We start from the raw sequence: 13,684 nt of genomic DNA on the forward strand, positions 1-13,684 counted from the left end.
CCGGAGCCGGCAGCCGCCGCTACGAGCAAGGTCTGTGAAGCGAGCGAGCCCGGCTTTGGTGCATCAATCGCCGCTTGTTGAGCGTCGGTCCACTTCATATACATCGTCTCCTTTCGCCATTTTAGCCAACACTACATCTTCGTCTATTTTGTTGATATAACGATAATTATTACGGGTATTTTCAAAACGGCATAACGCCTTATATTGACAATAGGAGCAAGGAATGTACTTATTATCCAAATTGTACGGACTCACCGGGAAATGCCCGGCCAAAATATGCTGCCCTGCCTTACCTATCACACGTGCCGCATAATCGGTAAGCGCCTTAAAGTCTTGTGGCGACTTGGTCTTTCGTTTATCTTGACCATGAATCGATGTGCCATTGCCGCTAATACGAATCGGTACATATGGCGTTGATTTACCAGCCACCACCGTTTCGTCAATATTCGCCAATAACTCCACATTATCTGTAAAATAACCGTCATTTTTAAGGCCTGTATCGGTTTTCACCAATTCAGATGCCATTTCTTCGGTTAGGACACTACTCTTGCTGATTCGTGGATTTTTTACATACGTATATACCAAGGCAGCCGGTTCAATTTGATCGCTTCGCTGTGCCCGTTCGAGGGCTAAGAGATAGGTTACGAGCTGCAATTTGAGGCCATAATACACATCCGATGCCGTCACTTCCGCATAGCCCGACTTATAGTCCACTACGAGACCGTAGGTTTTACCGGCCTCATCCTGCCACTCATCGACGCGGTCGAGCTGACCGATAAGTTGAATATACGACTCGTCACCCAACGATATTTTCACCGCCGGCCAGTGACCGGCACCGCCGTAACTGCTAAAGCTCTTTTCCAAATAGCGCGTGTTGAATTTGCTCTTTTGCGACCAATCGGTAAGACGATTTACCGTCCGTTTGAGGGTCGATTCCAAACGCTGTTGGAGTACCGTTTCATACACATCGCCTTCTTCGCCGAGCTGCAATTCCTTACTGATTTCAGCCACTACCGCTTCGCAAAGCGCCGCTTCTTCATCCGGTTTTATATCACGCCATTGACGTTTTTCTTTTAAAAGTGTCATACCCAAGGAGCGCAAGCTTTCATGGAGAAAAATCCCGATTTCCGGGGCGCCGAACTGCTTAATCGGCCGTTCTTCCAAACTTAAACCGTAACGGGCATAAAAAGCGAACGGGCATTGCTGATATTTTTCCAAACGCGTGACGGAGCCGCTTAACGCTTCGTTTTGGAATAATAAAGCCTGCACCACCTCACGGTCCACTACGGGCACATCGTTAGAGTCCATAACGCCACGGGTGGCCATCCGTAAAGCTTCGCGGTACTGACCGTCAAGGCTCCAATCGTAAACGCTACGCCAAATCGGCGCTAAATCGCCGTCTTGCGCCACGGTCCCCATCTGGCCGGCCAATAAGGATAAACTCTGTAACGGCCGCCAAATATAGTCCGGCTCTTGGCCCTCCGGAATGGTAAGCGGCGCTCCCTTGGAACCGGCCGTATAACCCAACTGCTGCCAACGTTTAATAGCCAGGCTGCTTTCCAAGGCGGCCCCTTCTTCATCGGAACCGGCATAGGAAATATGAAGTTCCTCACGACTACGCGTACAAGCCAAGTAGAGCAAGAAGTTTTCATTAAAAGCGCGCACTAAAGCCCCTTCCGCTAAGGTAACGCCGGCGGCCTTCAAGGCTTCGCGCTCCGTATCTTTCAGAAGGCCTTCATCGCCCATACGTTGCGGGAATACGCCGTCATTGAGGCCCATTAAAAAGACGATATCGCTTTCATGCGTATAACCGCGTTCCACAGTGGTCACCATAACATGGTCAAGGCTTGGGGGCACTAACGAGTAGGATACTTCTTCTAACCCTTCTTCCAAAAGCAGCGCCACTTCCGCCGTCGTCATCGTATCGGGCAATTCCAAACTCATAATCTCGTCAAAAAGAGCAATAACCCGTTTATACATCTGCTCATGAGCGGCCGCACTTTCCGCATCACCGGCCGCTTCCGCATCAGTAGCCCACTGTGCCAAGCGAGCAGGCACGCCCACATTACTCATCAACAAGAAAAGCTCTTCACACCATTCATAACCGGTGTGTTCCTCTTTGGCAAATTCCCAGAAAGGACGTAGCTCGGCCATAATTAGATTATGAGCCGCATTGACACGCATACGGCGCGCAGATTCCGTATTTCCCTGCATGAGTTCATCAGAAATCGTGCTATTTAACCTATCGCCGGTCGATACAGGATTAACATCCGTTACTGCTGCATCAACTTCAGGATCCTCTTTTGCAGTAGCATCAGCTGTTGCACTCGCTCCGATTTCCTCTGCGATTTTTTCATCATACGTATCATCATCGTCACTGCTGTCAAAACGGTTTTTCCGTTCATACGGCCAGCTGTCTTTGAGCCACATGAAGTCCCGAATACCAAACTCGAGGCAATAATTTTCCAATTCATCCACAGCGGAACGAGTGAGCGGCCAGAAGTCGGTTTTTAACAAACGGAACACCGCATCATGATCGAAATTCCGACGTACCACTTCCAATAAGCCCTGTAAAAACTCACCTAGAGGATGGCTCACCATAGGTCGGCGGCGATCCGAGAAGTAAGGAATTTCGTAACGTTTCAGCGTTTTTTCCAAAATATCGCCATAGGTCTCCGACTCACGAAGCATGATGGTAATATCCCGCCAGCGCCGATTCGGTTGTTCCATCGCTTCCAAAATCTGCCGACATACGGCATCGGCTTCACGAGCTCGATTGTATGCCACCGTAACAGGCAATACGGCCTCTTGATTATTATCTTTGATTGGTGAGTTAAAATAACGCGTTGCCAAACTCTCTAAGACAGGCTTTTTAAAGCGATAATTTTTATCAAAAGTCCGCACCACGAGCTCTATCGCATCTTTTTGCGAAGCATGCCATTTCATCACATCTGCAAATACGGAATGAGGGCGCCCGAACAGTCGTAATTTTTGCGGCGGCACCTGTAATTTCGCCAGGTCCGGCGGTAAGGTGATGGTCAAAATGCTGTCTTTTGCCAATGTAAACAGCTCATATAAAAGTTCCATTTGAATCGGTGTAAACCAATGAAAGCCGTCCACAATCACATGGGAATTATGGATTAACGGGCTTTTTGGTAATACCTCCATGAGCTCTTCCAAACGATTAGCCGTATTAACACCGGTGGTGGCCAATGTTTCTTGGTACGCTTCCATGATATGAGCAAGTTCCTGAAGCTTACGCTGCAATACCATAGATTCGACCTGCTCAGCCCCTTTTTTCAAATCGGCTGCATCCACGCGGAATGAATCGCATTCGCTGATGAGTCCCTGCAATACATCGGCAAAATGAGGTTGCTTAGCCGACTGCCCCAATAATTCCAGTTTGCCCTGCTCCCGTTTCATGATTAAACGAAGCAATAACTTTTGCCCAATGTCCGACAGACCTGATTCGCGCACCATCCCTACCGATTGAAATATCTGGTACGCCAAACGGCTAAAACCCACTACGCGAACGGTGGTAAAACCGCCTTGTGGCATGAATTCTGCCAAGCTTCGTTCTATCGTATAGGTCGCCGAATCCGGTACGATGTATAAAATAGGCTCGCCCGGATTTGACTCGATAACTTGCTTCACATGCTCAAAGCAGGCCTGTGTTTTGCCCGTGCCGGCCCGTCCTACATAGACCGAAAGTGCCATACTTTCACTCCTTCCTACAGCGGTATATTTCATCTAGATTCTCTACTGATATAATTATACTCTTAATCATAAATATAACTCTATACTCTCATATATAAATATATCATAGCTGCCTTTGGTATAAGACAACCAAATTTTTCAAACTACAAGTATCTATCGCCTCAGAAAATGAAACAGATTAAGAAAATGCTTTCAATTATACAGCAACTACATTAATGCATAAAACAGAAACTGCACGAATATGGGGCCCCAATGCCCATTCGTGCAGTTTCCTTGGAGGTTTTACTACATTCTATATAAATAAAATATATAGCTACATTATGAGTGTCAAACCTTATTTAGATTATTAAAATCAAATCTTATTAGAGTCAGAATCTCATTTAATTTAAACCTTATTTGATTCAAACTCCATTCGATTCAAGCCTATTTAGTCGGTGCCAAACTTTCTTGCATACGTACGTAGGATAAACGACGTTCTTTGGCATCCTCTTCTGTTTTGGCAAAGAGTTCTTCCGCCACTTCAGGGAATGTCTGTTTAAGCGAGGCATAACGCACTTCGCCCATCAAGAAATCTCTAAAGCTTTCAGTCGGTTCTTTCGAATCGAGGCTGAACGGATTTTTATCAGTGCCGCGTAAAGCAGGGTTGTAGCGATAGAGATCCCAATAGCCGGCCGCTACGGCGCGACGTGATTCTTCCTGCGTCGTGCCCATGCCGGATTTAATACCGTGGTTGATACATGGTGCATAGGCAATAATGAGGGATGGACCAGGGTAGGCTTCCGCTTCCGTAATCGCTTTGAGGAGCTGATTTTTATCGGCCCCCATAGCCACCTGAGCCACATATACATAGCCGTAAGACATGGCAATCATGCCGAGGTCTTTTTTCTTCGTACGCTTGCCGCTGGCTGCGAATTTAGCTACTGCCGCGGTATGCGTTGCTTTAGAAGATTGACCGCCCGTATTGGAGTACACTTCCGTATCGAATACGAGAATATTTACATCATCGCCGGACGCAAGTACATGGTCGAGACCGCCGAAGCCGATATCATAAGCCCAGCCGTCGCCACCGAAGATCCACTGCGAACGTTTAGCAAGATATTGTTTTTCTTCTAAAATCGCCGTCATAGCTTTAGTCGGTTCAGCCACTTTTTCAAGCAACGCTACCAAACGAGCGGATCGTTCACGTGTACCGGCGCCCTGCTCGCGATGTTCGTTCCAATCGCTAAGCGCGGCTTTTAATTCAGCCTGTTCCGCCGTGCATTCATCGATAGCGGTTGCTACATATTCACCGATTTGTTCACGAATCTTCGTGGTTCCTACGCGCATGCCGTAGCCGAATTCCGCATTATCTTCAAAGAGGGAGTTTGCCCAAGTAGGACCTTGACCCGCCTGGTTAACCGTATAGGAAGATGTCGGCATGGAACCGCCCCAGATGGAGGAACAGCCGGCCGCATTGGCAATCATCATGCGATCACCGAAAAGCTGCGTAACAAGACGGGCATACGGTGTTTCACCGCAACCGGCACAGGCACCGGAGAATTCGAGAAGCGGTACTTCAAACTGACTGCCTTTTACCGTTTCTTTCTTCATCGGATTCGCTTTAGTCGGTAAGTTTACACCATAATTCCAAGCATCGGCCAAGTGTAACTCGTCATCGATTGGGCTCATGGTAATGGCTTTACCCTTAGGAGCCGGACAAATCTGTACGCAGTTGCCGCAACCGAGGCAATCAAGCGGCGATACGGAGATACGGAACTGTAAGTCGCCGGCGCCCATAGCCGGAATTGTTTCAAAACCTTCCGGAGCGGCCGCCACTTCGTCAGCCGTAGCCAATACCGGACGAATCGTTGCATGCGGACAAACAAAAGCACACTGGTTACATTGGATACAATTTTCTTTGTGCCAATGCGGTACGAATAAGGCTACGCCGCGTTTTTCATAAGCAGCCGAACCGGCCGGTAACGTACCGTCTTCGTAGCCCATGAAGGTGCTAACCGGTAAATCATAGCCTTTTTGCGCATTGATCGGACGGCAAATATTTTGTACATATTCAGGAATTTCCTGAGTTTCAGCTACCGGAGCATCCACCGCATCAGCCCAGTCAGCCGGCACTGTTACCGGCACAATGGCATTAACCCCTTTATCGACAGCCATCATATTCATATCAATAACGGACTGACCTTTTTTACCATAAGTGGCAACGATGGAATCTTTCAAGTGCTGCACCGCTTCTTCAATCGGAATAATATTGGCCAATTTAAAGAAGGCGGACTGACAAATCATGTTGATGCGACCGCCGAGCCCGATGTCTTGCGCAATCTGCGCCGCATTAATGATATAGAATTTAAGATGTTTATTGGCAATGGTCCGCTTCATGGCAGCCGGTAATTTTTCAGAAAGTTCTTCCGGCGTCCAAGTGCAGTTCAATAAGAAGGTGCCCCCTTCTTCGATGCCTTGTAAAATATCGTATTCATTTACATAGGCCTGACGATGACAGGCTACAAACGTAGGTCGTGTTACGAGATATGGTTTATTAATCGGCTTTTTGCCAAAACGCAAATGCGACATGGTCACGCCGCCGGATTTTTTAGAATCATAATCGAAGTAAGCCTGCGCGTACATATCCGTGTTATCGCCGATAATCTTGATGGCCGTCTTATTGGCCCCAACCGTACCGTCGGAACCGAATCCCCAGAACTTACAAGCCGTAATGTGAGAGGCATCAATCCATACATTATAGGGACGAGGCAAGGATAAACCGGTCACATCATCCACTATACCAAGCGTGAATTCAGCTTTAGGTTCGGCGGCTGCCAAATTATCAAAGGCGGCTACAATATCGGCCGGAATTACGTCACGGGAACCGAGGCCGTAGCGACCGCCCACAACGGTAATATCCAGTTTAGCACGGGCAATGGCGGCCTGCACATCGAGGAATAAAGGTTCGCCCATGGAGCCCGGTTCTTTCGTGCGGTCAAGTACGGCAATGCGTTTAACCGTCTTAGGCAAGGCTTCGATGAAACGATCCATAGCAAACGGTCTGAAAAGATGGACATTAACGGCACCAACTTTGCGGCCTTGCTCGCGTAAGTATTCCACCGTTTCATTGGCTACCTGAGCGCCGGCGCCCATCACAACTACGACGTCGGTAGCATCCGGTGCCCCTTCATAGTTGAACAAATGGTATTCACGGCCTGTGAGTTTGCTGATTTCAGCCATGTATTCTTCAACAATGCTCGGAATATCCAAATAGAACGGATTGGACGCTTCACGATGAGTAAAGTACACATCCGGATTTTCCGCCGTACCGCGCGTCACCGGTGCATCCGGTGTCAGCGCGCGTTTGCGGAATGCTTTGAGGGCATCCCGATCGAGGAGCGGTGCCAATTCATCGTATTCGAGCACTTCAATTTTTTGAATTTCATGAGACGTTCTGAAGCCGTCAAAGAAATTGATAAACGGCATGCGGCCTTTAATCGCCGATAAATGAGCAACCGCACTAAGGTCCATAACTTCCTGCACGGACGATTCGGCGAGCATGGCGCAACCGGTGGCACGGCAAGCCATTACGTCTTGGTGGTCGCCGAAAATCGACAACGCATGCGTCGCCAAAGCACGCGACGCCACTTGGAATACAGCTGGTAATAATTCACCGGCCACTTTATATAAATTAGGAATCATCAAGAGCAAGCCTTGTGCCGACGTGTAGGTAGTGGTCAGCGCCCCGGCCTGTAATGAACCGTGCACGGCACCGGCTGCGCCGGCCTCCGATTGCATTTCTACTACCTTAACAGTGTGTCCGAACACATTTTTACGCCCGTTAGCCGCCCATTCATCCACGTGTTCCGGCATCGGTGATGACGGAGTAATCGGATAAATTGCGGCCACCTCGGTGAACCCGTAGGAAATGTGTGCAGCGGCTTGATTGCCGTCCATAGTCTTCATTTTACGCATAGTAAAGCCTCCCGGTATATACTTATATAGTTGCGTCTGCATATCTCATATGCAGTTGTCGCTGTTGGAAACTGATTTCACGCTAAACAAAAGCTCTCTCTTGATTCGGTCCTGCAATTTACTGCTAATTTACTGCTATTTACTTCTTGTACTGCTAAGATACTGCTTAATTAAATTGTTACTAATGAACCCTTAACACTCCGTAGTGAATTTTTTAGAAAAACGGCGAAATACTGAGCAAGATGCCGGCTGCTATGATAAACATAAGACTTGGACTTCTGAAACGAGCCAGGAAATCTAGTTTATATACCAAATAAGTTGGTATAAAGCAACCGATAATCCCCATAATCGGGCCCATCCACGTTAAGAGACGAAGTACGGGAATATTCAGAATAATGGCGCCCCAAGCGACCAATACACCAAATACCAAGGTACCCCAAGCAATCGCTTTGCGATTAATGCAATCTTCGTCATACACACGTTTTAACAAATTAATGGCAATCCCCTGACACGATTCTTTGAATGCCAGGAATACGCCGAAGAAGGCTGTCATAATCGAGAAAATATTAAGCAATAAGCTTAAAATTCTCACCGTATCGCCGTCCATTTCACTCGCTGCAATAGCCAAGGCGGAAATATTTTGACTGGCCGCCATAACGGCTTGCTCATGACTCATGGCCAAATTAAAGGAAATGGCAAAGAAAAAGATGGTCACGAATAGAACGCCGAACGATATATTCATGGCTCGCAAGGATTTGTGCCAAGCCACATCCACCGATTTATTATAGGAGCGATAGGAAATTACCATAGGACTCAACGTCTGAATAAAGAGAATCGACGTGAGCGTCAACGGCAACATGGTAAACGCCTGATAGAGCGCATCGGACAAGCTCGGTAAGGCCGGAACATTCGCCAAATTCCAATGGCTTACCATGATGAGCCCCAACACGATAATGGCTAGTAACTTAGTAAGTACCAGCCCGGTGGATACTTTGAAAAGAATCTTCTCCCCTTGGGCCGCAATGGCCACCAATAAACAAATAACACCTAACCCGTAGAACGGATTACTCGATAGAATCGTGTCCGTTACCTCAAAAGAGTATAAGAAGGACGCACTGTCATTGGTAATCGCCGTAGAGTACACGAAGATACTGATGACGATCATAACGAAATAAATCGCGCCTAAGAAGATACCCCAGTTTTTACCCAAATAATGAGAAATAACGGACGGATAATCCGTACATTCCGGCGATACCGCCAAGGTATTAACGAATAAGCGCTGGAACAAATAGAGCGCCGGATACCCCACGGCCGCTGCCAACAAGTACACCCACACCCCTACAATACCGACTTGAACGGGCAAGAACACGATACCGGCGCCAATAGCCATGCCGATACTCATGATAATCCAACCCCAGTCAGTACTGTCAAAACGGGTGGCTTCACGCCACTCAGCGTCGCTCATACCGGCTCTGGCCGCTTTGCTCATCCCTATAGCAACCGGTTCACCGACAGCCGTAAGCGTCGCCTCAACTTGAATTTCCTTATTCATGAAAACCTCCTCTAATTATACATTATGACATATAAGTACAATTTCTCATAGTATATATTCTGATAAAGCATGACTTTTTTTGCATTCCCTGTTACAATAAAATGGTCATATAATTCAATTTATTTATCAACTCAGTAATATACCTTAACAAAAGTCTTATATACCTATAATCCCGTGTTTTATACCTGTTATAGTTAACTATGTATGAGGGAAGTACCGAGACGTCTAACGGTACTTAATATAGGTTCAGCATAACATGTTAAAAATACACTGTGAAATACTTAATTAAGTGTTGATACTATAGTTTAAAGCTATGTCACTTGGGAGGCGTCCTTATGACCTTACAACAATTGCGTTACTTAGTCGAAATCTCCAAATGCCAATCTATTACACTGGCGGCCCAGCGTTTATTCATTGCGCAACCGAGCCTTTCTAAATCCATTAAAGACCTGGAAAAGGAATTCGACATTACCATACTGGAACGCACGCGCCACGGTGTTTCCTTCACCGTTGAAGGCCTTGAGTTTTTAGACTACGCCCATCGCATTCTCGAGCAGGTCAACGGCCTTAACAACTACTTTAATCAGGACAGCATCAACAATCGGCTCACCCTTACCGTGTCGGCCCAACACTACATGTTCTCCATCGAAGCACTCACGAATTTTGTAAAACGTTTGAAAAAAGTCTCCGATTATACCATCGTTTTTAACGAATGTCGCACATCCAAAGTTATCGACAACGTCCTCTTAGGGAAAAGCCAACTGGGTATTCTCTATCTGTCACGGAGCAACAATAAATTTATGAAACGTCTTTTTGCGCAAAAAGGCATTGAGTTTACGCCACTTCGTCAATTCCCGCCTTGCGTCTATATCGGTCATAATCATCCGTTAAAAAACGCCGGTGCCCTCACCGTAGAGGATCTGCAGGACTATCCGTATATCAAATACTACCAGGGCAATGACTCCTATCAGTATGCCGAAGAGGTGAGCGTCCGCGGTCTTCAGGACAATCGCTCCCTCGTCGTATCCGACCGCTCCACTATTTTACGCCTCTTAGCCTGCACCGATGCCTTTACCATCGGCTGTGGTTGCCTATTGCCGGACATTACCAAAGACCGTATTTTATCCATTCCGCTGGAAGGCTCCCTGGACCTTATCAATATTGGCTGGATAAAACTAAAAAACACCAATATGACGCCGGCTATGACAGATTATGTGGAGCTCCTGGAAGATTCCATTGATTCCTTAAGCCATCCCGTTTTTGCACCTCTAAAAAACGAGGCCTAAATGATTCTTTCCTAGCCTAAGCTGTAACAATAACACAGATTTCTTATATCAAAGAGCCATCGGCCCCTGCCGGTGGCTCTATTTACTTACTGCAAATCAATTAATTTAGATATAGTTTTAATGCATGGTAAATACACTCCAAGGGATATTATACAGCATGAACTATCCATGTTACACTGACCTCAAAATAAACGGTGTTCCCAATAACTTGTCCGTTTTAAAAAGACTTACTTTTAGGAGGTATATAACATGGAAAATTTAAAAAACAAGGGATTCTCTACTAAAGCAATTCACGGCGGCGCAGCGCCTAATACATTTGGAGCTTTAACAGCCCCTATTTACCAAACCTCTACCTTCGTTTTCGACTCTGCCGAACAGGGCGGTCGTCGCTTTGCCCTCGAAGAAGGGGGCTATATCTACTCTCGCTTAGGCAATCCGACCAACACGCAGTTGGAAGAGAAGTTAGCCCTTTTAGAAGGAGCCGAAGCTTGTATGTCCACCGCATCCGGCATGGGGGCTATTTCCGCCACCTTGTGGACGGCGCTGAAAGCGGGCGATCATGTTATCGCCTGTGACACCTTGTACGGCTGCACCTTCGCCCTTCTTAACCACGGCTTGACCCGCATGGGCGTTGAAGTAACTTTCGTTGATATGAGCGATATAGACGCTGTGAAAAAAGCTTTCAGACTAAATACTAAAGTCGTGTATTTGGAAACGCCGGCTAACCCGACACTTAAAATCGTAGACATCAAAACGATTGCCGAAATCAGCCATAAAGAGGCCGATTGTCTCGTTGTTGTTGACAACACCTTCTGCACACCTTACATCCAACAACCATTGTCTTTAGGCGCCGATGTAGTGGTTCACTCCGCTACCAAATACTTAAACGGTCACGGTGACGTCATTGCCGGTTTTGTATGCGGCTCCGCCGACTTCTTAACGCAAGTTCGCCTATACGGTATCAAAGACATGACCGGTGCCGTACTCAGCCCGTTTGATGCCTTCCTCGTAGCCCGCGGCCTTAAAACGTTGGCCATCCGCATGGAACGTCATTGCGCCAATGCTATGAAAGTAGCTCAATTCCTCGAAACCCATCCGGCTGTTAAATCCGTAAACTATCCGGGTCTTTCCAGCTTCCCGCAATATGAATTGGCTAAACAGCAAATGGCTTTACCGGGCGGCATGGTATCCTTCGAATTAAAAGGCGGTGTCAAAGAAGGAGCCGTTGTTATGAACAGCGTTAAGCTCTGCCGCTTAGCCGTTTCCTTAGGCGATGCGGAAACCCTCATCGAACACGCAGCGTCCATGACGCACTCCACCTACACGAAAGAAGAATTGGCCGCTGCCAACATCAGCGAAGGCCTCGTGCGTTTATCCGTAGGTCTCGAAGATGCGGACGATATCATTGCCGATTTAGCCCAAGCTTTGGACCAAATAGCTAAATAGTTCAACATTATCACAATCAGCAATTAAGATCAGCATCCTAACGTAATCACTTCAAATTAACAGCAAAACTTCACGCCTCCTTTTACACTTGCGATAAGGTCGGCACCGGCAAATTGTCAGCCTTAACGATGCGTGAATTTTGGTATTCCTATTCGCTCATTATATTTAAAAACTAATAACCTTATTTCATTAAACACTATGTAGTAGATAGGAACTCTCAATTACTATAATGCCCTTGCCTGTAATCCTCGCGATTTCAGGTAAGGGCATTATTAATTATTCTTTATAATAACACAATAAAAATATTTTCATCTATTTATATTTTCTATATCTATTATTACATATTACAACCGCCAAATTGTTTGACTTTTCACATCTAAAGTTTTAGTATATAAAAACAAGCTAGTCAAAATTTTAATAAGGAGGTACCTTGAGATGTTAGGCAACTTAGGTAAAAAAATAGAGGAAAAGGCAATGATTAGTTTCTTAAAACGATTCGATGCCAATCCTTTTAAAGTAAAATTTAAAGATAATGAATATATAATTGGCGAAGGGGAACCTCTTTTTACAGTAGATATGAAGGAACCCATTCCCGCAAACAAGCTCATGACGAGTACATCCATCGCTCTCGGCGAAGCATACATGGACGGCAATTTAGAAATTGAAGGCGATTTATACTTCGCGTTGAACCACTTCCTCGGCCAAATGGATCAATTCTCCACGGCCGGCGACGTACTCACCAAACTAACCCACAATCCGCTTACCAAGAAGCACCAAGCGGAAGAAGTGCAGAGCCATTACGATATCGGTAACGACTTCTACTCCCTTTGGCTCGATGAAACCATGCAGTACTCTTGCGCTTACTTCGAAGATGAGAATACGACTCTTTACGAAGCACAGATGAATAAAATCCATCGCATTTTAGACAAACTGTATTTAAAAGAAGGCATGCGCCTCTTAGATATCGGCTGTGGTTGGGGTTATTTACTCCTCGAAGCGGCTAAAAAATACAAAATCAAGGGCACCGGCATTACGCTCAGCCATGAACAGTATGAAAAATTCCAAGAACGTATCAAGGAAAACCACTTGGAAGATTACCTCGAAGTGAAGCTCATGGACTACCGCGATTTACCAAAATCGGGCTTAGAATTCGATCGCGTTGTGAGCGTCGGTATGGTTGAACATGTGGGCCGTGAAAACTATCAATTATTCAATGACTGTGTAGACTCCGTTCTCGTTGAAGGTGGCGTTTTCCTCCTCCATTTCATCAGCGGTATGGATGAAAAACCGGGCGATGCGTGGATGAGCAAATACATCTTCCCGGGCGGTATGCTACCAAGCCTGCGTGAAATGATTTCCGATATGACGGACGATAAATTCCACATCTTGGACGTGGAAAACCTCCGCATGCACTACAATAAAACCTTATTAGAATGGGATAAGAACTTCCGTGCCCAGCTCCCAACCATTCGCCAAAAATTCGACGAACGCTTCATCCGCATGTGGGATTTATACCTTAACGGCTGTGCCGCTGCTTTTGCCAACGGCATGATGGACTTACATCAGATACTAGCTACCAAGGGCATCAACAATGATTTACCGATGACTCGTTGGTATTAATGAAATGTCCTATAACCCTAATAAAACGTGGTACCCCACTAATAACTAAAACATAAACACAAAACCCCTGCTCACCGTGAACTGCTACCCGTCAAGTAGACACTCGAAA

6 protein-coding genes are annotated in these 13,684 nt (G+C 46.3%); 3 read left to right on the top strand and 3 right to left on the bottom strand.

Annotation, left to right across the window (positions count from 1 at the left end):
- Window positions 1-63: 63 nt before the first annotated feature.
- The 3 genes from QZL64_RS08365 to QZL64_RS08375 form a co-directional block, all read right to left on the bottom strand.
- The gene (locus QZL64_RS08365) at window positions 64-3,717 is read right to left on the bottom strand and encodes a PD-(D/E)XK nuclease family protein (protein ID WP_021841544.1); all 3,654 of its coding nucleotides are present in this window, start codon (window positions 3,715-3,717) and stop codon (window positions 64-66) included.
- Window positions 3,718-4,140: 423 nt separating this feature from the next.
- Window positions 4,141-7,671: a pyruvate:ferredoxin (flavodoxin) oxidoreductase gene (gene nifJ, locus QZL64_RS08370; RefSeq protein WP_021841545.1), complete on the bottom strand. Its 3,531-nt coding sequence runs from the start codon at window positions 7,669-7,671 to the stop codon at window positions 4,141-4,143.
- A 214-nt stretch (window positions 7,672-7,885) separates the two neighbouring features.
- Window positions 7,886-9,136 carry a hypothetical protein gene (locus QZL64_RS08375; protein WP_296309490.1) on the bottom strand — a complete coding sequence of 417 codons (1,251 nt, stop codon included), beginning with the start codon at window positions 9,134-9,136 and terminating at the stop codon, window positions 7,886-7,888.
- A gap of 422 nt (window positions 9,137-9,558) precedes the next feature.
- On the opposite strand from QZL64_RS08375, the gene QZL64_RS08380 reads away from it, so the two are divergent.
- From QZL64_RS08380 to QZL64_RS08390, 3 genes are all read left to right on the top strand, one after another.
- A complete protein-coding gene (locus QZL64_RS08380) occupies window positions 9,559-10,509 on the top strand; it encodes a LysR family transcriptional regulator (protein WP_021841547.1) in 951 nt (316 codons plus the stop codon).
- Window positions 10,510-10,758: 249 nt separating this feature from the next.
- Entirely contained in the window at window positions 10,759-11,955 is a 1,197-nt protein-coding gene (gene megL / locus QZL64_RS08385) for a methionine gamma-lyase (protein ID WP_021841548.1), read from the top strand.
- A 435-nt stretch (window positions 11,956-12,390) separates the two neighbouring features.
- Window positions 12,391-13,575, top strand: a complete 1,185-nt coding sequence (locus QZL64_RS08390) for an SAM-dependent methyltransferase (protein ID WP_021841549.1) — start codon at window positions 12,391-12,393, stop codon at window positions 13,573-13,575.
- The last annotated feature ends 109 nt before the right edge of the window (window positions 13,576-13,684 follow it).

The sequence above is a fragment of the Veillonella sp. CAG:933 genome, assembly GCF_000431435.1.
In the GTDB taxonomy this organism is placed as follows: domain Bacteria; phylum Bacillota; class Negativicutes; order Veillonellales; family Veillonellaceae; genus Veillonella_A.

Coding starts and splice junctions, on each gene's coding strand:
- megL (WP_021841548.1), top strand. CDS start 10,759: ATGGAAAATTTAAAAAACAAGGGATTCTCTACTAAAGCAATTCACGGC.
- nifJ (WP_021841545.1), bottom strand. CDS start 7,671: ATGCGTAAAATGAAGACTATGGACGGCAATCAAGCCGCTGCACACATT.
- QZL64_RS08390 (WP_021841549.1), top strand. CDS start 12,391: ATGTTAGGCAACTTAGGTAAAAAAATAGAGGAAAAGGCAATGATTAGT.
- QZL64_RS08380 (WP_021841547.1), top strand. CDS start 9,559: ATGACCTTACAACAATTGCGTTACTTAGTCGAAATCTCCAAATGCCAA.
- QZL64_RS08375 (WP_296309490.1), bottom strand. CDS start 9,136: ATGAGCGACGCTGAGTGGCGTGAAGCCACCCGTTTTGACAGTACTGAC.
- QZL64_RS08365 (WP_021841544.1), bottom strand. CDS start 3,717: ATGGCACTTTCGGTCTATGTAGGACGGGCCGGCACGGGCAAAACACAG.